We start from the raw sequence: 20608 nt of genomic DNA on the forward strand, positions 1-20608 counted from the left end.
AGGGCGACGCCGGCGGCCGACTCGAGCGCCGCGAAACCGTCCTCGCCGTGACGAGCGCGAGCCTGCTGCTGGCCTCGGCGATCGGCGTCTACGCCGCCGTCAACGCCGTCGCGACGAGTTTCGTGCTCGCGGCCGTCATCGGCGCGATCGCGATCCCCGGGCTGGCGCTCGGAACGATCGCCACCGCGGCGTTCGCACTGCGAGTCGGGACGAACTACAGGCCGTCGTTCGGTTCGTTCTCGGAGTAGGGACTCGAGAACGAGAGGGTGGGTGTCTGTTATTCCGTTTCCGTTATTCGAGCCGTTCCCGTAACCGCGTCGACGTCGACCGCGACGAGCCCGCGGTCGGTCTCGAGCGTGACGGTCCAGGTGCCGCTCGTTCGGTACGGTCGCTCCCGCAGCGAGAGCTCTGCGTACCCCTCGTCGGTCGCCTTCGTGCGGGCGATCCGCTCGGCCGCCTCGGGATCCTCGATCTCGATCTCGTCGGTCAGCCGGACGCTGACGACCGGGACGTCCGAGAGCCGGACGACCCGTTCGGCGACGCTCCCGACCAGCACGCGGTCGAGCCCCGTCCGTCCCTGGGTCCCCATCACGACCATGTCGATCCCCTCGTCCTCGATATACTCGAGGATCACCTCGTGGGGAACGCCGCTCTCGATCGCGGTCGTGACCGCGACCCCGTCGCGGACGGCCTCGGTCTCGACCCGCTCGACCGCCCGGCGGGCGCCCGCCGTCACGTCGGCCCGGTCCTCGAGGGCGCCGAGCGGTCCTTCGGGAACGACCGACAGCGCGTGGACCGTCGCGTCGAAGCGGTTCGCGATCGTCAGCGCGTGGGTGATCGCTCGTCGAGTCCCGTCGCTCCCGTCCGTCGGGACGAGGACGTTCTGGTACATCGGGCCGAACGTTCGCGCGGCGGGGATAAATAGGCGGGGCCGGCGATCGGCGACGCGGGTCCGTCCGCCGCCGGACGGTTTACTCCGGTAGCAGAACGTCGAGATACCGCGAACAGTGTAAACGCTTTTGAGGATGCGCGAAAACGTTGTCGTGAGCCATGGCAAATCTTGTCAACCACGTCGCGGAGACCGTCCGCCAGCACGGCGACGACGCCGCGATCGGATTCCGGGGGAGCGAGACGAGCTACGAGGAGTTCTGGGGCCAGACCGGCGCCTTCGCCGCCGCGCTCGAGGAACGCGGGATCGGCGAGGGCGATCGGGTCGCGATCTACCTCCCGAACGTGCCGCCGTTCGTGGTCGCCTTCCACGGGACGTTGCGGGCCGGCGGGGTCGTCGTCCCGATGAACCCCCAGTACAAAGCCCGCGAGATCGGCCACCTGCTCGCCGACAGCGGGGCCGAGGTCGTCGTCGCGCTGGCCGACCTCGTCCCGTTCGTCGAGGAAGTGCGGGACGAAACCGACGTCGAGCACGTCGTCGCGGTCGGCGGCGAGGCCGACGGCGCGACCGCCTTCGAGTCGTTCCTCGAGCCCGGCGATCCGGACGTCGTCGACCGCGCGGACGACGACGTCGCGGTCCAACCGTACACCAGCGGGACGACGGGCCGGCCCAAGGGCGTGCAGCTCACCCACCGCAACCTCGAGTCCAACGCCCGGATGGCGAACGAACTCATCCCGGATGGGATCCGCCCGGACGACAAACAGCTCGGCGTCCTTCCGCTGTTCCACATCTACGGGATGACCGTCGTGATGAACGCGACGCTGTTCGCCGGGGGGACCTACCACGCGGTTCCCGAGTGGGACGCCCAGGAGGCCGTCTCGATCATCGAAGAACGGGAGCTGACGCTGATGCACGGCGTGCCGGCGATGTACAACGACATCATCAACCAGCCCGACGCCGAGTCGTTCGACCTCTCCTCGCTGCGCCTTTGCGGCGTCGGTGGCTCGGGCATCCCCGTCGAGGTCCTCCGGCGCTTCGAGGAGCTGTACGATGTTCAGCTGTACGAGGGGTACGGGCTGACCGAGACCAGCCCGATCACCCACTTCAACAGCCCCGTCGACGGACGACGCGTCGGCAGCATCGGGCGGACCGTTCCCGGCGTCGACGCTCGAGTCGTCGACGAGGCGTTCGAGGACGTCCCCCCCGTCGAGGCGGGGCCGATCGACGAGGATGAGACGGAGCTGGACGCGATCACCGGCGAGATCGTCGTCGCCGGGCCGAACGTGATGCAAGGGTACTACGGCCTCCCCGAGGCCAACGAGGAGGCGTTCACCGAGCGCGACGGAAAGCGGTGGTTCCACACCGGCGACCTCGGCTACCGCGACGAGGACGGCTTCTTCTACGTCGTCGACCGCGAGAAACACACGATCGTCACGGGCGGCTACAACGTCTACCCGCGGGAGGTCGAGGAACTCCTGTTCGAGCACGAGGCGGTCGCCGACGCCGCGGTCGTCGGGATCCCCGACGAGCGCCGGGGGGAGACGGTGAAGGCGTACGTCGTCCCCGTTCCCGACGCCGACGTCGACCCCGACGGGATCAAGGAGTACTGCCTGGCGAACCTCGCGGAGTACAAACACCCCCGCGAGGTCGAGTTCGTCGAGGAACTCCCGCGGACGACGACCGGGAAGGTCCAGAAGTTCAAGCTCCGCGAGCGCGAGGAAGACGCCGAAGCCGAGTAGCTGCCGGCCCGCGGCGGGGCGGTCTCGAGGGTTCGTTTCGCTGTGATTCGATATCACGGTTCTCGAAAGTCGTTTATTTTCGTATCTCGGATCTAGCACGTCGCCTTTCCTGTGGTAGGGCGCGAGGCAAGAATGAAAAATGGACGAGACATCACACTGTTCGGAACGCTCGCTGTCGTCTGGGGATCGGGATTCACCGCAATCGAGATCGGGCTAGAGTCGCTTCCCCCGGTGTTGTTCGCGGCGCTTCGCTTCGACGTCGCCGCGCTCGCCTTCTTCGCGCTAATCGTTGCCAGCGGCGCCCGATGGCGCCCACAGACGCGCGACGACGTCGCACTCGTCCTCACGACGGGCGTGCTCCTCGTCGGCGTTCACTTCGCACTGCTGTTCGTCGGCCAGAGCTACGTGACCAGCGCCGTCGCGGCGATCGTCCTGAGCGTCGCGCCGATCGTCACGCCCGCGTTCGCGCTCAAGTTGCTCCCGAATCAGCGCATCCGGGCGACCGACGTCCTCGGCCTGCTCGTCGGCCTGACCGGCGTCGTCGCCATCGCCACCGCAGGAGGGTCCTTCGGCGGCCGACTGATCGGCATCGCGCTCCTGCTCGGTGCGGCGCTCTCGTTCGCGCTCGGCTCCGTCCTCACCCAGCGGTTCACGCGGACGCTCCCGCTCGTCTCGCTGCAGGCCTGGGCGATGCTGGTCGGGGCGGCGACGTTACACGTAACGAGTCTGGTCCACCCCGCGGAGTCCGCGCTCGGCCTCGAGTTGACCGCCCCGGCGCTCGCCGCGGTCGCCTACCTCGGGCTCGTCTCCACCGTCGGCGGGTTCCTGCTGTACTTCACGCTGCTCGACCGGATCGGCGCGACCAACTCGGGGCTGGTCAGCTACGCGACGCCGATCGTCGCGGCCGTCTTCGGCGCGGCCCTGCTGGGCGAGCCGATCACGGCCACGATGGCGGCCGGCTTCGCGCTGATCCTCGCCGGCTTCGCCCTCTTCCAGATCCGTCCGCTCTGGCGGCTTCTCCGCGGTATGCAGCAGTCCCGACGCGCTCGCACCACCCTCGAGCCGAACTCGATACGGATCGGCGGGAACGAGTACGCCTGCATGCCCCCCGAACCGGAGGTCGACGACTACGATCGGGACGCCAACGGAATCCCGACCGCGGACGACTGACGAACCGCTCGCGTCGCTCGCGATTACTGGCAACGGAGCGGGGGACGAACGAAATCGGTCCCGTTACGGACTCTCGAGGTCGTCGCCGATAGCGCCACCTCCGATGGGGGAAAGCGTCGACACGCGAGCGTTCTCCTTGATCTCGAGCCCGCCGTCGGGGATCGAAAGCGGGAGCAGCGGGAGGTGGGAGCTGACCTGCACGGTCGGGTGGGAGCCCCCGCGAGCGAGCAGTTCGTTGTTGGGCTGAAGCAAGAGCGGCTCCTCGAGGTCGGTGAGGAACTCGTTGTGCTGGAGGACGTACCGGCCGCCCTCGAGGTTCCACCAGCCGTACTCGTCGTCGGGGTCGCGCCGGGCGGTTTCGACGGGCTCGAGGTCGGCGTCGGCGAGTTCGTCGCCGCCGAAGTCGAGGCTTCCGGGGGCGGCGACCTCGTAGATCGCGCTCACCGTCAGGTCGATCCCGCGGTCGTGGACCTGTACCGGTTCGTACACCAGGTTGTCGACGGCGTCGGCGATCGGGTGGTCGTCGCTCATCTCGGTCGAAACGAGGAGTCGGAGCGACAAAAAATATACCGCCAGCGGGAGAGCGAAACCGTCTCGTCCCGGGGAGGAAAACGACGGGGCATGGAAGTCAACCAGCGGCGACTGCGGGACGACATCGAGGCGAACGCGGCGTTCGGGGCGATCGACGCCGAGACGGGACGCGGACGGACCGTCCTCGCGGGCACGGAACCCAACCGCGAGGCGCGGAACCGGTTCGTCGACCGCTGTGCGGACGCGGGCCTCGAGGTCGAGATCGACGCCGTCGGCAACGTCGCCGCGACCTGGCTCCCCGAGAGCGCCGACCCCGAGGCCGCGCCCGTCGCGGCCGGCAGCCACCTCGACTCGGTGCCCGAGGGCGGGATCTTCGACGGCCCGCTCGGAACGTACGGCGCCCTCGAGGCGATCCGGACACTGCAGGAGACCGACCTCGAGCACAGCCTCGAGCGCCCGATTACGGTCGTCTCGTTCACCGAGGAGGAAGGCACCCGTTTCGGCGGGGGGATGTTCGGCTCGTCGGTCGCCACGGGTCGCCGGAGCGTCGACGACGCGCTCGCCGCGACCGACGACGAGGGGATCGCCGTCGAGGACGCCCTCGAGTCGATCGGCTACCGCGGCGAGGGGGTTCTCGACGCGAGTGCGTGGGATAGCTTCCTGGAGTTGCACGTCGAGCAGGACACCCGCCTCGAGGAGCGGGGGGTCCTGGTCGGAATCGTGACGACGATCACCGGAATCGCCCACGCCACCGTCGAGATCGAGGGCGAGGCGAACCACGCCGGGGCGACGGGGATGGACGAGCGAACGGACGCCCTCGCGGCCGCCAGCGAGTTCGTGCTCGAACTCGAGTCGGCGGGCCGAGAACACGCCGCGGCCGGCGAGGGGACGGCCGTCGCGACCGTCGGCAAGAGCCGGGTTCGGCCGAACGCGACGAACGTCGTTCCCGGCGGGGTCGAACTCGGCGTCGACGTGCGGGACGTCGAGTACGGGACGATGGAGTCGATCCTCGAGGAGGCGACGGCGACTCTCGAGCGACTCGAGGCCGAACGCGGCGTCGAGACGCGCTTCGAACGCGAGATCGACGTCGAGCCGGCGCCGATGGACCGGCGGTGTCGGGACGCCCTCGAGCGGGCCGGGCTCGAGGCGGGGATCGACACCCTCGCGATGCACTCGGGGGCCGCCCACGACGCGATGCGGGTCTCGCGGGTCACCGACGCGGGGATGCTGTTCGCCCCCTCGCGAGACGGGCTCTCTCACACCCCGCGTGAGTGGACCGACTGGGCGGACTGTGCGGCGGCGACCGAGGTTCTCGCCGGGGCACTGGCGCGGCTCGCCGGCGCCGAGGCGTAGCCGGACGGCTCGAGGGGTTCCAGAACGCTTTGGTACGCCCTCCCGCAAGGGGGAGTATGACGGACGTTCTCAGCGAGGAGATGGCGCGGTTCGTTCGCGCGGTCGGTCCCGAGCCCGACGAGACCTTGCGCGAGATGGACGAGTACGCCGACTCGGCCGACTTTCCCCACGTCGGTCCGGAGGTGGGCGGGTTCCTGCGATTTCTCGCCCGCGTCGTCGGCGCCGAACGGATCTTCGAGTTCGGCTCGGGCTACGGCTACTCGGCGTACTGGTTCGCGGACGCGCTCCCGGAGACGGGCGAGATCGTCCTCACCGAGGTCGACGCGGACGAACTCGAGCTGGCCCGCGAGTACATGGCCGCGGGCGGGTACGACGACCGCGCGCGCTACGAACTCGGCGACGCCCTCGAGACGATCGAGGAGTACGCGGGGCCGTTCGACGTCGCGCTGATCGATCACCAGAAACACCGGTACGTCGACGCCTTCGAGGCGATCCGCCCGAAGCTCCCCGTCGGCGGGGTCGTCGTCGCGGACAACGCGATCACCGCGGGCCCGATCGAGTTCGAGACGCTGCTCGAGGTCGTCGAGGCGAACGACCGAGGCGGAGAGTGGACGATCCCCGACTCGGCCAACGAACACACCCGCGGGATCGCGGCCTACCTCGAGCGCGTAACCCGCGACCCGGCGTTCGAGACCGTCGTCCTTCCGCTCGGCGAGGGGATCGCCGTCAGCTACCGGGTGGAGTAGTCCGAGGTCTCGCCCTCGAGGGCCTGCTCGTCGGCGACGGCGCCCGAACTCGCGTACTCCCGGAAGCCGAGAAAGACCGTCGTCGAGCAGGGCAACAGCAGCGAGGCCCAGGTCAGCGCCGACAGCGAGTGGACGCCCGCTGCCGTCGACCCGGGAGCGACTCCCGCGACCGTCTCGAGGCCGACGAGGTGCAGCCCCGCGACGCCGAGGAAGGCGATCCAGAGGCCGAGCGAGAGCCGGGCCAGCGTCGGGCGGGAGACCCGATCGGCGTACAGCGCAGCGCAGTAGACGCCGCCGACCGCCAGCGCGGTCGCGCCGACGGTCATCGCGGGACCGACGCCCGCGGCGGTGGCCGCGCCGGCACCGGCAAAGAGGGCGAACGAGACGGCGAGCAACCGCCGATTCGAACGGTGAACTGTCGAAAGCACGTCGATCACGGTTTTCCTGGGAGCAGCACTCGACCGTACAAATACCTGTTGGCTGTCTCCGAACGGCACGGATTCGCCGCGAACGACCGAAATCCGGACGATGTGACCGGCGATCCTCGTGTTTACGTCTTTCAGCGTTTTGTGCCGTATAGACGAATATCTCGCGATAACTCGAGATAATCTCGATACTTCGAACCTCAGGGCGGCATTGTGTTCAATACCAAATTTTTAACCCGATCGAATCCCGATCCTCGAGTATGAAGAACGACCGTATCGACTCGAACGAACAGTACGGTATCGACTACTACCTCCCGGGAACGCCCACGGCGTTCGAAACCTCCGACAGCCTGATGGGGACGCTCGAGCGGCTGCTCGGGCCGCGAGGACGGATCGGAGCGGAGCGGGAGGGCGAGCGGACGAACCGTTAACACTCGCCGTCGCCCCGGGTCGCGGCTCGGGCGACGTTTTCGACGAGGGTCGCGAGCGTCACCGGGCCGACGCCGCCGGGAACCGGCGTGATCGTGCTCGCTTTTTCGACGGCGCTCTCGAAGACGACGTCGCCGACGACCCCCTCCGGTTTTCGGTTCGCGCTGACGTCGACGACGACGGTACCGCTCGAGAGCATCGAGCCGTCGACCACCCCCGGAGTGCCGGCCGCGGTGACGACGATATCGGCCCGGCGCGTGTGGGCGGCGAGGTCGGCCGTCCGCGAGTGACAGACCGTGACGGTCGCGTTGCCGACCGACCGATCCCACAGCAGTCGGTTCGCCAGCGGTGTGCCGATCACGCCGGAGCGACCGACGACGACGACGTCGGCTCCCGCGACCGGGATGTCGTACGCCGAGAGCAAGCGACACACCGCGGCCGTCGTCGCCGGGACGAACCGCGGCTCGCCGGCGACGAGCCGGCCGACGTTCTCGTAGTGGAGGCAGTCGACGTCCTTCCACGGCTCGAGTCGTCGTCTGACCGCCGCCAGCGACACGGCGTCGGGCAGCGGAACCTGGACGAACACGGCGTCGACCGCGGGATCGTCGCTCAACCGTTCGACCTCACGGTAGAGCCGTTCGGCGGGTGCGTCGGGCTCGAGCCGGACGTCTCGGGTGGCGATCCCGACGTCGTCGCAGGTCTCGTGTTTCAGCTCGACGAACCGTTCGTCGGCCGGATCGTCGCTCATCAGGACCGTCGCGAGCGTCGGCGTCGTCCCCTCCTCTCGCAGGACTCGGACCCGCTCGGCGACGCGCTCGCGGATCGGCGCCGCGACCGGCTCGCCGCGGAGCAGTTCGGGTGACACACTCGTGGTTCGTCGACCGACTCCTTGTAGGGTTCGCCGCCCTCGAGCCGACGGGTCGGAAACCGGACCGATTGGAAAGCATTTGGTCCTCCCGTTCGAGTACTCGACCATGGCATACGAGTACACGGGTGATGCCGCCGCGCGTCTCATCGAGACGTACGACACCGACGCCGCGACCGGGCCGACGTCGTCGGCGCCGTTCCCGCAGGACCGCAGGCGGCCGGAGCTGAACCTGCTCAGGCGGCTCCTGTTTCCCGGCTGCTGGAACGCCGACGGGTTACTCGAGGACGAGTCGGCGGTTCGAAACACGCTCACGGAGCTGGGCTCGCACTACGACGTGGGGATCCGAGCCTACTCGGGGTCGGATCCGGCCGGGACGACGACCGACGTGCTCGATCGGCTGCCGGAGCTGCGCCGAACCCTCGAGAAGGACGTCGAGGCCGCCTACAAAGGAGATCCGGCAGCGCGATCGGTCGTCGAGATCGTTCGGTCCTACCCCGGCTTGCAGGCGATCATGGTCCAGCGGGTTGCCCACTGCCTCTACGAGGCCGGTGTCCCCGAGTACGCGAGGGAGCTCACGGAGTACGCCAAGACGGTGACGGGAATCGACATCCACCCGGGGGCGCGGATCGGCGACCACTTCTTCGTCGACCACGGCACCGGCGTCGTCATCGGCGAGACGGCGACGATCGGCGACTGGGTCCGACTCTATCAGGACGTCACCCTGGGGGCGCTGCACTTCGAGGAGGAAGAGGACGACGAGAAGGCGCTGAAGAAGGGGTACAAGCGCCACCCCGATATCGGCGACAACGTCGTGATCGGCGCCGGAACGAAGGTGCTCGGTGCGATCAGCGTCGGCGATCACGTCAGCATCGGCGCCAACTCCTGGGTGACCGAGGACATCCCGGATCACACCAGCGTGTTCGTCTCCGAACACCCCGAACAGGAGCGAAAGCGAAACGGATGAATCGTCATACGGACCGTTGTTCGTCAGTTCCGGGTAACCGCGACCGTCCTGCGGTTACACCGGGAAATCGGGACAACAGACCGTATCAGCGGTGCTTCTCGAGCGTTTCCGCCCGCCAGGACTCGAGATCCGGCACCTGGTTAAACGCGTAGATGTGGACCCCCCTGATGTCGTATCGGGGGTCGGTCGCGTACGGCGCGAGTCCCTCGAGCAGCGTGTCGGGCGAGTAGGTCCCCCGGGAACCGACGAGCTGGCGGACGAAGCCGACGATCCCGCTGGTCTTCTTGAGAAAACGGACGGAGTCGCCGACGCCGACCTTCTTCGAGATCCCGAGCAGCCGCTGGTACTTCATCACGCCCGGGATGCCGACCTCGACGGGAAGCTCGACGCCGCGGTCGCGGATCTCCTCGATCCACTCGAGGATCGCGTCGGGATCGTAACACAGCTGCGTGACGATGTAGGTGGCGTAGGGCTCCTTTTCGGCCATCGATTCGGCCAGCGTCTCGTCGTCGAGGAAGGCGTGGCCCTCGGGATAGCCCGTGATCCCGACCTCGGCGAACGCGTAGGGCAGTTCCTCGAGAGCCACGAGCAAATCCAGGGCCGACTCGAACTTGCCGGCCGGTTCCTCGCGGTCCCCGCCCGGAACGAAGATGTCGGTGACGCCGGCCTCGGTGAGCCGGCGGGCGATCTCCTCGAGGTGCGCTTCGTCGCGAACGTAGCGGGCGGCGACGTGGGGGACGATCTCGTACCCGCGCTCGCTGGCCTGCTCGGCCCACTCGATCGTCGCCTCGAGCCCGAGCGTCGGGGAGGTGGTGATGGCGATCTCCGATCCCTCTGGGAGGTGGCCGAGCTGTTCGTCGATGCTCTCGAACGGCATCAGCTCGAAGCGGGGTTCCTCGAGCAGTTCGACCATCCCCTCGGCGGTCGGTGCGGACTGGATTTCTCCGGACATTCCCTACTCGGAGGCCTCCTCGCGAGCGTTCAGCTTCGCCTGTTCGCGCGCGCTCGGGTTGACGGAGGGTTTGAACGGCACCTCCGAGACCTTGGCGTACACCGGCTCGCCGGGCTCCTCGGCGTACTCGTCGGGCAGGTGGACCTCAAACTCCGTCTCGATGTCGCCGTCGTACACGTCCCTGACGTCGCCGTCGAGCTTCTCTGCGGGGACGAACCCGAGCGCGAGGTTCGTCTCGAGTTCGGGGTTGTACCACGGCGAGGTGACGTAGCCACACTCCTCGCCGGTGTCGGGGTCGGAGATGAGCCAGAAGTCGGGCGCGTAGTCCCGGACCGGCTCGCCGGCCATCTTGAGCCCGACCATCTTGTGGACGAACGGGTACTCGCCGTCCTCGATCAGTTCCTGCTGGCGCTCGAGTTCCTCCTTGCCGACGTAGTCGGCGTCCTTGTCGTCGGGAACCTGGTAGCCGAGGTTGACCTGGAACGGCGAGGTCTCGTGGTCCATATCCTGGCCCCACGAGAGGATGCCCGCGGCGATACGACGGTGGTGGGCCGGGGCGACCTGCATGCCGCCGTGGGCGCGGACGGACTCGATGGCGGGATCCCAGACCCGCTCGGCGTTCTTCGAGGCTTCCTTGACGTAGATCTCGAATCCCTTCTCGCCGGAGAACCCGGTCTGGCTCACCAGCACCGGGACGCCGTTGATCTCGGCTTCCATCAGGCCGTAGTAGGGAATGTCGTCGACCTCCTCGCCGACGAGATCGATCATCACGTCGATGGATTTGGGGCCCTGGATCTGGACCGGGGCGACGTCGATCTCGTCGATCTCGACGTCGAACTCCATCCCGACGTTGACGCCCTGGAGCCACTGCATCAGCGTCGAATCCGAGATGGAGAACCAGAACTCGTCCTCGCCCGGTCGCAGCAGTACGGGATCGTTGAGGATGCCGCCGTCCTCGTTACAGAGGATGACGTACTTCCCGTGCATCGGCTCGATCTCGGTCGCGTCCCGCGTGATGACGTAGTTCGTCAGCGCCTCCGCGTCGGGGCCTTTGACCCGGATCTGGCGTTCGACGGCGACGTCCCACAGGGTCACGTGGTTGACCAGCGCGTCGTACTCCTCCATCATTCCGCCTTCTTCGGGTTTTAGCATCCCTCGCGGGTGGTAAAGCCGGTTGTACACCGTCGCGCGCCAGGCGCCGTTCTCCACGAACGACTTGTGGAAGAACGGCGACTTCCGAACCCGCGTGGAGACGAGCATCTCGATCCCCGGATCGCCGGACTGGCGGAGATTCCGCGGGAGGGTCCGATCGGACTGGTCGACTGTCGGATAGTTCGGGTGGCTCTCGGTCCGTCCTGATTCCTTGTCAGACATTACCATGTACGTGTCTTCGGGGACACATAAATATGGGCGTCGAGGCCGAAAACGGGCGCTGTAAAACCTCTACGTTACTGTGTTCGTGACTGTTGTGGATCCTCCAGAACGTCGGTCCCGACCGCGACCGGCCGGCGTTCGAACGACGCGACGGCCGGTTCGTCGCTCCGGCGGCGGGCTCCGGGTTCGGAGCCGCGCCTTTTTGTCGCTCCGGCGAGACCGGTGCGATATGGGCCCGTTCACGGACGGCGTGCCACGCTGTAACCGATGCGGGTGCGAACTCGAGGGGGACGAGGAGGGCTGTCCCCGCTGTGGGTTCAACCCCCGTCAGCTGGGGTTGCGCGTCTCGATGGGATTTCTCCTGATCGTCGTCTGTTCGATGACGGCGATCGTGCTCTCGATCCCCGTCTGGACCGGACTGGCGCCGTTTCTCGTCGGGCTCGCGGCCCTCTCGTTCGGGCTCTCCGTCGTGACCTTCGTCGTCTCGTTTCTCGTCACGCCGTCGCGGCTCGGGTTCGTTTTTGCTCGGTTCTGACGGCCAACCCGGCGGTTGCGCTCGCCGCAGGCCGAAAGGACTATCCGACGGTGTGTTCCTCTGACAACTGCACGGATAGTTACCAAAACTATATACCTAACTGCAGGGAATCGCTAGAACGGATTGGTAGGGCATGTCACTCGTGATATGTTCGCACGGTGATCCGCCGTAGCGGCGGACCGAGCGGTCGGGGCTGGCGAGTCGGATCGATCGGCTCGAGCGGAGTGTCGCGAACTACCGCTTCGAAACAAGGCCGGTGGACGGCTTCGAACGGCGCAACCACGACGGCACGAACATCGAGGGAAACTATGGCAGACGAAGATAAGCGCGGAATACAGGGAAAACTCTTCCACGCGGAGACGGACCGAGAACCGGGCGACAGGAACTGGCAGGGGTACGGATTCGACATCAACCCGCCCGTCTTCCTCATCGCGGGTGGGTTGATCGTCCTCTTTATCGTCCTCTCGCTCGTGTTCCCGGACCAGGCCGGAGCGGTGTATCAGGACACCAGGGTCGCGGTTTCGGACTACTTCGACTGGCTGTTCATCCTGGCGGCGAACACGTTCATCATCTTCATGATCTACCTCGCCATCAGCAAGTACGGCTCCATCCGGCTGGGCGGCGTCGACGGCGAGAAGGAGTTTAGCGACATCTCCTGGGTCGCGATGCTGTTCAGCGCGGGGATGGGGATCGGCCTCATGTTCTTCGGCGTCGCCGAACCGGTGTTTCACCTCTTCGATCCGCACCTGGGCGCCGAGGCGGGAACCGAGGGGGCCGGCGAAGTAGCGCTCGCGGTGTCGCTGTTCCACTGGGGCTTTCACCCGTGGGCGATCTACGCGCTGGTCGCGCTCGGACTCGCCTTCTTCTCGTTCAACCGCGGGCTCCCGCTGACCTTCCGGTCGGTGTTCTACCCCGTCCTCGGTGACCGGATCTACGGCTGGCCGGGCCACGTCATCGACATCTTCACGGTCTTCGCGACGCTGTTCGGCCTCGTTACCTCGCTGGGACTGGGCGCGTTACAGATCAACGCGGGGCTGACGTTCGTCGGCGACGAAGTCGGCGCGTTCCCCGCCGTCCCCGACTCCATCTGGGTGGCCGTCGCTATCATCGGGGTCGTCACCGGGCTGGCGATCATCTCGGTCTACCTCGGTCTCGACAAGGGGATCCGCCGGCTTAGTAATCTGAACCTGACGCTGATGATCCTCCTGCTGACGTCGGTGTTCGTCCTCGGACCGACGCTGTTCATCCTCGGCGCGCTCCCGCAGGCGATCGGGGGCTACCTCGGCAACTTCTTCGAGCTGTCGTTCTTCGGGAACACCTTCGACAGCCACTACTTCCAGGGTTCGGAGTTCTACGGGCCGGGCGGCGAGGGCGAGGGGAACTTCCTCGTCGACTGGACGGTGTTCTACTGGGCGTGGTGGATCTCCTGGTCGCCGTTCGTCGGGATGTTCATCGCCCGGATCTCGAAGGGACGTTCCATCCGGGAGTTCGTCGGCGGCGTGCTCCTGATCCCGGTCATCTTCTCCTTTGCCTGGTTCGCGGCGATGGGCGGAACCGCCCTGAACTTCGAGCTGAGCGAGGCGACCGAGGGCGTGATCAGCGGTCCCGTCTTCGAGGTCGGCGAGGAGGTCGCGATGTTCGCGATGTTCGAACTGATGCCGGGCACGGTGATCCTCTCGCTGCTCGCGATCGTCCTCGTCACGACGTTCTTCGTGACCTCCTCGGACTCGGGATCGCTCGTCCTCGAGCACCTGAGCACCGGCGGAAAACACGAGACGCCGCCGGCCGGCCGGGTGTTCTGGGCCGCCTCGGAGGGGCTGGTAGCCGCCACCCTGCTGATCGCCGGCGGCGACGCTGCCGTCGAGGCGCTGCAGGCGGCCGCCATCGCCAGCGGGCTTCCGTTCACGTTCATCCTGCTGTTCATGATGTACGCCGTGCTGGTGGGTCTCAGACGGGAGTACAGGACCCTCCAGTCCGACGAGTTCGCCGAGCTGATAGACGACCTCGAGGAGGACGACGAGATCGTCGTCACGAGCCAGACCGGCGACCTCGTCACGCACGTCAGAACCAGGGACGGGACCGTCGTCGACGTCGGCGACGACTGAGACGGCTGCTGTCCGGTGTCCCGACAGAAATCGCGGTCACACCGGAACCGACCTACGGGAGACCGGCTGATGTGCCCTCGGTCGTCCTACGAGCGGACGACGGTGACCGGCTGCGGACACAGCTGCACGACCTTTTCGACGTTGGAACCGAGGTACTTCTCGAGAGTCCCCCGACCGCGTTCGGCCATCACGACGGCGTCGATCTCCTCCGTGTCGACGTACTCGAGGATCTGCCGTGCGACCTTCCCGGATTTCACCACGCCGACACCCTCGAGCCCCCGCCGTTCGGCCCGATCGACGACCTCGTCGACGATCCCCTCGCCGTACTGGCGGTACTCCTCGAGCCCCTCCTCGCTCGCGCCGATGCTGAGGATGTACGACGCCTTCGTCTCGACGACGTAGATCACGTGGACCTCGGCGCCGAACGTCTCCGCGAGATCCAGTCCGTGATCGATCGCCGCCGCCGCTTTCCGGCTCCCGTCAGTCGCGATCAGTATCCTGTCGAACATCCTCCTACTGCGGCTTTTCGAAGGACTCGCGCAAATAGTTTGGGTCGGTATCGAGGGAGCGTAGCGCCGACCAACCGGCGGCTTACTCGAGGTTGATCTCGCGAAGATAGATCGAGAACGCCACGAACGTCAACAGCGTGCCGGCGATGAAGTGCCGACCCGCCAGCAACAGGAGGAGGCTCGCGACCGCCAGTACCACCGCGAGGGCCGTAGCGGTGATCGCGACGAATCTGGACATACCGTGGGAACTGTCCGGGCGCGACTTATTGGTGTCGTCGGTCCGAGGCGGCCCGCCACTCGGCGGCGAGACCGATCCCGCCCAGGCCTGCGCCGGCAGCGCCGAGGAGGATCTCGAGGCGATCGCCGGCGAGGAGCCCGCTTCCTAGCAGGAGGAGGCCGCCGCCGAGCAGGAACAGCCGCAGGTACGTCCGCAGGGTCCAGCGCATGCGTTCGGGACGTCGGTCGGGAGGCGGCTCAAAGCTGACGGTTCGAGGACGGGGCTTCGCGAGCCGCGTCGGCGCCGGTCGAACACCGAACTACCCCGGCGAGGGACGGGCAGACGGCGACTCGAGGGTCGGTCGAAACTAACCCGTCCACTGTGTGCCCGCGACGACCGTCACCGGTGTGTCGGCCATTCGGATGACCTTCTCGGAGGTGCTCCCGAGATGTCTGTCGATCGCTCCGTGACCCTGTTTGCCCATCAAAACGAGATCGACGTCGTTCTCCTCGGCGTACTCGACGATCTCCTCGGCCGGCCGCCCGGTTCTGATCACCCCCTCCCCGCTGAGACCGCGCTCGGAGGCGCGTTCGATCACCTCGCTGACGACCTCCTCGCCGTACTTCCGGTAGGATCGAAGCTCGTCGTCGGTGATGCCGACGGTCAGGATGTAGCTCGCCTTGGTCTCGACCACGTACAGCACGTGTACCTTCGCACCCACTTCGGCCGCGACGTCGAGCCCGTGTTCGACACACCCCTCGGCCTCGTCGCTCCCGTCCGTCGCGATCAGAACGTTGTCGTACATGTGTGCTCGTCCTCCGCTCGTCCGAAACATCGAGGGTCGCTCATATAGTCCTTGCTTTTGTTACCATGCAGCACGATACCGCTGGCGGTTCGGCGACGTCGGCACCGTTTTCCGCCGTCGGCCGACCGGCGAGGAGGGCGTCAAGTAGCTCGATTCCGTCGAATCCGGAGGTATCGCCCCCCGTCTTCGACGAAACTGCACTCGAGCGGTTGGTCTACCGTCCGGAGAGAAGACGGCTCGTCCGCTGGGAGGGGCCCTCCGGCGCGAAAGCGACAGTGGTACTGATCGAACCCGTCGCGGTGCTCTCGGTCGGTACCGGGTTGTCACATCTCAGCCAGTCGGGCCGAGTGCGACAGGACTCGTCGCTGAAACTCGAGAGCTCAAAGAAACGTCGGGTCGTCAGTCGTCGGCCGGCGCCTCCGGGTCGGCCGGCTCGATACCGACCTCGATCTCGGCCGCGGCGGCCTTGTACTCGGGGATCTTCGCGCGCTCGTCGAGGACGTCGTTGGTCAGACGGTTCGCGGAGGCGGCCGCGAAGTGCGGCGTCGTCCACACCGATCCCTCCTTGATCGCGTCGGTGACCTGGGCCTCGACGGTGATCTCGCCCCGTCGGGACTTGAGGCGGACCTCCTGGCCGTCCTCGATCCCGTAGCGCTCGGCGTCGTTGGGGTGGACGTCGACGAAGTTTTCCGGCGTCTGGCGGTTCAGCGTCGGCGAGCGCCGGCTCATCGTCCCCGTGTTGTAGTGTTCCTCGAGCCGGGCGGTCGTCAAGATTAGCGGGTACTCCTCGTCGGGGGTCTCCTTCGGGGGCTGGTGGGTGACGCCCTCGATCTGCCCGAGGCCGTTGTCGGTGTCGAAGCTGTCCTCGTAGAGGAACCGGTCGCCCTCGTCGCCGAGTTCGTAGCAGGGCCACTGGATCCCCTCCTCGCCGAGGATGTCGTAGGTCATCCCGTAGTAGCTCGGACAGACCTGCCGGAGCTCCTCGAAGACGGCCTCCTCGTCCTCGAAGCGGAACTCGTCTTCGCTGAACAGCCGGCTGCCGACCTCCATGAGGATCTCGAGGTCGTGTTTCGTGTTCTCGTGAACCTTCTCGACGCCGCGCATCCGCTGGACCCGGCGGTCGGTGTTGGTGACGGTGCCGCCGCGCTCGGCCCAGGTCGTCGCCGGCAGGACAACGTCTGCGTACTCGGCCGTCTCGGTCATGAAGATGTCCTGGGCGACCATGAACTCCAGATCCTGGATCCGCTCGATGACCCGGTTGGCGTCGGGTTCGCTCACGACCGGGTTTTCGCCCATCACGTACAGCCCCTTGACCGAGTTGCCGAACTCGTGGGAGAGTTCGACGTTCGTCAGTCCAGGCTCGTCGGGCACCTCGAACCCCCACTCCTCCTCGACGGACTGGCGGGCCTCGTCGTCGTCGACTAGCTGGTAGCCCGGCAGGACGTTCGGCATCGCGCCGACGTCGCAGGTCCCCTGGACGTTGTTCTGGCCCCGCAGCGGGTTGACGCCCGTCCCCGGCTTGCCGAGGTTACCCGTGATCAGCGCGAGGTTGATCTCGTTCTGGACGTTGTCGACCCCGCAGGTGTGCTGGCTCATCCCCATCCCGGTGAAGATGGCCGCGTTGTTCGCCATCGCGTACTTCTCGGCGGCCATCTCGATATCCTCGAGCGGGACGCCACACTGCTCGGCGGCCTCCTCCTTGTCGAAGTCCTCGAGGGTCTCTTTCAAGTGGTCGAACCCCTCCGTGCGCTCCTCGATGAACGCCTCGTCGATCCAGCCCGCGTCGGGCTCTTCCTCGTGGTTCTCGAGGATCGTCTTGATGACGACGTTCAAAAGCGGGATGTCGGTCCCTGGCTCGAGCTGGAGGTGCTGGTGGCGATCGGTCTCGTCGATCTGGAACGACTTCGTCGTCTTGTTGGCGTGGGGGTCGACCTGGATCACCGTCGCCCCCTCGAGGACGGCCTGGCGGAAGTACTGGCTGTTGGCGATCGGGTGCTGTTCGCCGGGGTTTGCCCCCTGAATCCAGAAGACGTCGGCCGACTCCTCTAAGTCGGCCATGCTGTTGGTCATCGCGCCGGCGCCCAGACTCGTCCGCAGCGCCCACACCGTCGAGGCGTGACACATCCGGGTGCAGTTGTCGACGTTGTTGGTGCCGTAGCGGCGCGCGAGCTTCTGGAGGAGGTAGTTCTCCTCGTTCATCGTCTTCGAGGAGCCGAAAAAGCCCATCGCGTCGGGCTCGTACTCCTCGCGGATGCGCTCGAGTTCGTCGACGATGCGGTCGTAGGCCTCCTCCCACGTCGCCTCGCGGAACTCGCCGTCCTCCTTGATCAGCGGCTCGGTGAGTCGGTCCTCGTGGTCGACGACTTCCGTCGCCGCGCCGCCCTTGATGCAGATTCGTCCCTCGTTGACCGGGGCATCGCCCCAGGGCATGAACTGGACATCGCCGGGCTCTTCGCCCTGGTTGACCTGAATGCCGCAGCCGACGCCGCAGTACGGACAGATCGTCTTGACGGGCTCTGATTCCTCAGTCGCCATCGGAATCACCTGTTCGGGATCCACTCGGGACTGTGTGGGAGCTACTCATGATCTAGTGTACCGTTTCCCTCGACAGGGTATGAAAGTTTCTCCCACTCTCGTGAGGGAAACGTTCACACTGCCAGGCGGATAACCGACCGACGATGGTTCTCTCTCCGGAGACGGTCGCAGCGCTCGCCGACGAGTACCCGGACGAACAGCCGCTCGCAGCCGTCGAGGACGAACACCGCGAGCTGTTGCCCGCGACCCTCGCCGAGGGATCGTACGGCTGGCGCGACGTCGAGTGGATCGTCCAGTGGTACTTCCGGCGCTTCCTCGGTCGGTTCCCCGACGCCGAGCGACGCGCCGCCGAGGAGCGCTTCGGCGACAACGAGTACGAGGACCTCGAAACGGCTCTCGAGGGCGCCGTCGAGGCCGAGACGACCCCAGCCAAACTCGAGTCGTTGACGAACCTCGCGGGCGTCGACGTGTCGGTCGGAACGGCGTTCCTGCAGTTTCTCGAACCCGAGCGGTACCTGGTGATGAGCGCCCGCGAGTGGGGCGTGTTGCGCGAGCGGGGAGAATTCGAGGAACCGTATCCGGACGAACCGAGCGTCGAGGACTACGAGCGCTACCTCGAGCGCTGTCGGACGATCGCCGACCGCTGTGACTGCGAACTCCGGGACTGTTACCGCGCGCTGTGGCTGCTCGGTCACCGGTCGGAAACGGGGGCGTAAGCCGGCTCAGAACAGCCCGTCGATGCTCCCGTCGGGATACAGTTCCATGTTCGCTGCCGCCGGCTCCTCGGGGAGGCCGGGGAGGGTGAGGACGTCCGCGGTCAACACGACGAGAAAGCCCGCGCCCGCGGAGGGGTAGACCTCGTTGACCTCGAGGGTCCAGTCCTCGGGGACGCCCTTGCGGCTGGCATCGTCGCTCAGCGAGTGGAACGTCTTCGAGATGCAGATCGGGACGTCGTCGAATCCGTGCTCGGTGAGCCGTTCGATGTCGCTCTGGGCGTCGCTGTGGTACTCGACGCCGTCGGCGCCGTAGATCTCGGTCGCGACGGTCTCGATCTTCTCCTCGATCGACATATCGAGGTCGTACAGCGGTTCGAACGACGACTCCGTTTCGGCGGCGTCGACGAGGTTCTCGGCGAGGTCGACGCCGCCCTCGCCGCCGTCCTCGAACACCGTCGACTCCGCCACACGTACCTCGAGGTCCTCACGGCAGTGCTCGAGGACGGCCTCGACCTCCGCGTCGGCGTCGTCGGGGAACCGGTTGAGCGCGACGACGACGGGGACGCCGAACTTCCGGAGGTTCGCGACGTGTTTGTCGAGGTTCTCGAGGCCGCGCTCGACGGCCTCGACGTTCTCGTCTGCTAACTCCTCGAGGTTCGGCGGCCACATGTCCTGGCCGTGGTACTTTAGCGCGCGGACCGACGCGACGAGCGTGACCGCGTCGGGTTCCATCTCGCCGAACCGGCAGACGATGTTCATGAACTTCTCGGCGCCGAGGTCGGAGCCGAAGCCGGCCTCGGTGACGAGGTACTCCGAGAGGTGGGAGGCGACCTCGTCGGCGATCAGGGAGTTGGTCCCGTGGGCGATGTTCGCGAACGGCCCGCCGTGGACGAACGCGGGCGTTCCCTCGATCGTCTGGACCACGTTTGGTTTGAGCGCGTCCTTCAGCAGGATGGCGGCGGAATCGGTCGCGCCGATGTCGTCGACCGTGACCGGCTCGCCGTCCTCGGCGTAGGCGACGATGATCCGCCCGATGCGGGCCTTGAGGTCCTCGAGGCCGTCGGCGAGACAGAGCACCGCCATCATCTCGGAGGCAGCCGTCAGGATGAACCCGTCCTCGCGGGGGACGCCGGTGACCTCGCCGCCCAGTCCGACCACCGTCTCCCGGAGGACCCGGTCGTTCATGTCGATCGCGCGGGGCCAGTTGACCCAGTTGACCGCGATATCGAGCTCGTTGCCCTGCTTGATGTGGTTGTCGAGCATCGTCGAGATCAGGTTGTGCGCCGACGTGAGCGCGTGCAGATCGCCCGTGAAGTGGAGGTTGATATCCTCCATCGGGAGTACCTGGGAGTACCCCCCACCCGCGGCGCCGCCCTTGACGCCGAAGACCGGTCCCAGCGACGGCTCCCGGATCGCAACCAGTGCGTCCCGGTCGATCCGGTTGAACGCCTGGCCGAGCCCGACCGTCGTCACCGTCTTCCCCTCGCCCAGCGGCGTCGGCGTCATCCCGGTGACGAGGATCAGCTTCCCGTCGTCCGACCGCTCGTCCCGGAGCCGTTCGATCGCCTCGAGCGAGACCTTCGCCTTGTAGTCGCCGATCGGCTCGAGGTCCTCCTCCGCGAGCCCGTACGGCTCGACGACGTCGGCGATCGGGCGCTTCTCGGCGTTCTGTGCGATCTCGTAGTCGGTCGGGATCGCCCCGTCCTGGTTCGGATCCGTCATCTAGCATATGTTTTCTGGAAAGCG

Annotated in this window: 21 protein-coding genes and 1 pseudogene; 10 read left to right on the plus strand and 12 right to left on the minus strand. The window is 66.8% G+C overall.

Annotated elements, in window-relative coordinates; translation table 11 throughout:
• Window positions 1-248, plus strand: a pseudogene (locus tag ACNA7R_RS03335) (hypothetical protein); the annotation flags it as partial.
• Window positions 249-277: 29 nt separating this feature from the next.
• Here the strand turns inward: ACNA7R_RS03335 and ACNA7R_RS03340 are convergent.
• Window positions 278-892, minus strand: coding sequence for a universal stress protein (locus ACNA7R_RS03340; protein WP_416282120.1), 615 nt, complete (start codon window positions 890-892; stop codon window positions 278-280).
• A 158-nt stretch (window positions 893-1050) separates the two neighbouring features.
• On the opposite strand from ACNA7R_RS03340, the gene ACNA7R_RS03345 reads away from it, so the two are divergent.
• Complete coding sequence (locus tag ACNA7R_RS03345; protein ID WP_416282121.1) at window positions 1051-2628, plus strand: long-chain-fatty-acid--CoA ligase; 1578 nt, start codon at window positions 1051-1053, stop codon at window positions 2626-2628.
• A gap of 132 nt (window positions 2629-2760) precedes the next feature.
• Window positions 2761-3798, plus strand: coding sequence for a DMT family transporter (locus ACNA7R_RS03350; protein WP_416282122.1), 1038 nt, complete (start codon window positions 2761-2763; stop codon window positions 3796-3798).
• 63 nt (window positions 3799-3861) lie between these two features.
• Here ACNA7R_RS03350 and ACNA7R_RS03355 read toward each other — a convergent pair whose 3' ends face one another.
• The gene (locus ACNA7R_RS03355; RefSeq protein WP_416282123.1) at window positions 3862-4329 is read right to left on the minus strand and encodes a dCTP deaminase; all 468 of its coding nucleotides are present in this window, start codon (window positions 4327-4329) and stop codon (window positions 3862-3864) included.
• 90 nt (window positions 4330-4419) lie between these two features.
• On the opposite strand from ACNA7R_RS03355, the gene ACNA7R_RS03360 reads away from it, so the two are divergent.
• Together ACNA7R_RS03360 and ACNA7R_RS03365 are read left to right on the plus strand one after the other, a co-directional pair.
• On the plus strand, window positions 4420-5682 hold the full coding sequence (locus ACNA7R_RS03360) for a Zn-dependent hydrolase (protein ID WP_416282124.1): 1263 nt from the start codon (window positions 4420-4422) through the stop codon (window positions 5680-5682).
• Window positions 5683-5738: 56 nt separating this feature from the next.
• On the plus strand, window positions 5739-6428 hold the full coding sequence (locus ACNA7R_RS03365; protein WP_416282125.1) for an O-methyltransferase: 690 nt from the start codon (window positions 5739-5741) through the stop codon (window positions 6426-6428).
• On the opposite strand, the gene ACNA7R_RS03370 is transcribed toward ACNA7R_RS03365, so the two are convergent.
• Window positions 6413-6865: a hypothetical protein gene (locus ACNA7R_RS03370; protein ID WP_416282126.1), complete on the minus strand. Its 453-nt coding sequence runs from the start codon at window positions 6863-6865 to the stop codon at window positions 6413-6415. The two genes, ACNA7R_RS03365 and ACNA7R_RS03370, sit on opposite strands and share 16 nt — an antisense overlap.
• A 248-nt stretch (window positions 6866-7113) precedes the next feature.
• Here ACNA7R_RS03370 and ACNA7R_RS03375 point away from each other — a divergent pair, with 248 nt between their 5' ends.
• On the plus strand, window positions 7114-7284 hold the full coding sequence (locus ACNA7R_RS03375; RefSeq protein WP_416282127.1) for a hypothetical protein: 171 nt from the start codon (window positions 7114-7116) through the stop codon (window positions 7282-7284).
• Here ACNA7R_RS03375 and ACNA7R_RS03380 read toward each other — a convergent pair.
• Complete coding sequence (locus ACNA7R_RS03380) at window positions 7281-8147, minus strand: bifunctional 5,10-methylenetetrahydrofolate dehydrogenase/5,10-methenyltetrahydrofolate cyclohydrolase (protein ID WP_416282128.1); 867 nt, start codon at window positions 8145-8147, stop codon at window positions 7281-7283. The genes ACNA7R_RS03375 and ACNA7R_RS03380 overlap by 4 nt on opposite strands.
• 109 nt (window positions 8148-8256) lie before the next feature.
• On the opposite strand from ACNA7R_RS03380, the gene epsC reads away from it, so the two are divergent.
• On the plus strand, window positions 8257-9114 hold the full coding sequence (epsC, locus tag ACNA7R_RS03385; protein ID WP_416282129.1) for a serine O-acetyltransferase EpsC: 858 nt from the start codon (window positions 8257-8259) through the stop codon (window positions 9112-9114).
• Window positions 9115-9199: 85 nt separating this feature from the next.
• Here epsC and ACNA7R_RS03390 read toward each other — a convergent pair whose 3' ends face one another.
• Both ACNA7R_RS03390 and ACNA7R_RS03395 read right to left on the minus strand, forming a co-directional pair.
• Window positions 9200-10066 (minus strand): methylenetetrahydrofolate reductase, encoded by an 867-nt coding sequence (locus ACNA7R_RS03390; protein WP_416282130.1) that lies wholly within the window; start codon window positions 10064-10066, stop codon window positions 9200-9202.
• A 3-nt stretch (window positions 10067-10069) separates the two neighbouring features.
• Window positions 10070-11440, minus strand: coding sequence for an aminomethyl transferase family protein (locus ACNA7R_RS03395; protein ID WP_416282131.1), 1371 nt, complete (start codon window positions 11438-11440; stop codon window positions 10070-10072).
• A 229-nt stretch (window positions 11441-11669) separates the two neighbouring features.
• Between ACNA7R_RS03395 and ACNA7R_RS03400 the strand changes: the two genes are divergently transcribed.
• Entirely contained in the window at window positions 11670-11975 is a 306-nt protein-coding gene (locus ACNA7R_RS03400; protein WP_416282132.1) for a hypothetical protein, read from the plus strand.
• Window positions 11976-12283: 308 nt separating this feature from the next.
• Window positions 12284-14080 carry a BCCT family transporter gene (locus tag ACNA7R_RS03405; RefSeq protein WP_416282133.1) on the plus strand — a complete coding sequence of 599 codons (1797 nt, stop codon included), beginning with the start codon at window positions 12284-12286 and terminating at the stop codon, window positions 14078-14080.
• An 86-nt stretch (window positions 14081-14166) separates the two neighbouring features.
• Here the strand turns inward: ACNA7R_RS03405 and ACNA7R_RS03410 are convergent, their stop codons facing one another.
• From ACNA7R_RS03410 to fdhF, 5 genes are all read right to left on the minus strand, one after another.
• A complete protein-coding gene (locus ACNA7R_RS03410; protein ID WP_416282134.1) occupies window positions 14167-14589 on the minus strand; it encodes a universal stress protein in 423 nt (140 codons plus the stop codon).
• 82 nt (window positions 14590-14671) lie between these two features.
• Window positions 14672-14827 (minus strand): hypothetical protein, encoded by a 156-nt coding sequence (locus ACNA7R_RS03415; RefSeq protein ID WP_416282135.1) that lies wholly within the window; start codon window positions 14825-14827, stop codon window positions 14672-14674.
• A gap of 25 nt (window positions 14828-14852) precedes the next feature.
• Window positions 14853-15035, minus strand: a complete 183-nt coding sequence (locus ACNA7R_RS03420; RefSeq protein WP_416282136.1) for a hypothetical protein — start codon at window positions 15033-15035, stop codon at window positions 14853-14855.
• A gap of 138 nt (window positions 15036-15173) precedes the next feature.
• Window positions 15174-15611 carry a universal stress protein gene (locus ACNA7R_RS03425; protein ID WP_416282137.1) on the minus strand — a complete coding sequence of 146 codons (438 nt, stop codon included), beginning with the start codon at window positions 15609-15611 and terminating at the stop codon, window positions 15174-15176.
• Between the two features lie 399 nt (window positions 15612-16010).
• On the minus strand, window positions 16011-18146 hold the full coding sequence (fdhF, locus tag ACNA7R_RS03430) for a formate dehydrogenase subunit alpha (protein WP_416282138.1): 2136 nt from the start codon (window positions 18144-18146) through the stop codon (window positions 16011-16013).
• Between the two features lie 143 nt (window positions 18147-18289).
• On the opposite strand from fdhF, the gene ACNA7R_RS03435 reads away from it, so the two are divergent.
• Window positions 18290-18862 (plus strand): hypothetical protein, encoded by a 573-nt coding sequence (locus ACNA7R_RS03435; RefSeq protein WP_416282139.1) that lies wholly within the window; start codon window positions 18290-18292, stop codon window positions 18860-18862.
• Between the two features lie 6 nt (window positions 18863-18868).
• Here ACNA7R_RS03435 and ACNA7R_RS03440 read toward each other — a convergent pair whose 3' ends face one another.
• Window positions 18869-20584: a formate--tetrahydrofolate ligase gene (locus ACNA7R_RS03440; protein ID WP_416282140.1), complete on the minus strand. Its 1716-nt coding sequence runs from the start codon at window positions 20582-20584 to the stop codon at window positions 18869-18871.
• Window positions 20585-20608 lie beyond the last annotated feature (24 nt).

Source organism: Natronococcus sp. (genome assembly GCF_047921035.1).
Classification (GTDB): domain Archaea; phylum Halobacteriota; class Halobacteria; order Halobacteriales; family Natrialbaceae; genus Natronococcus.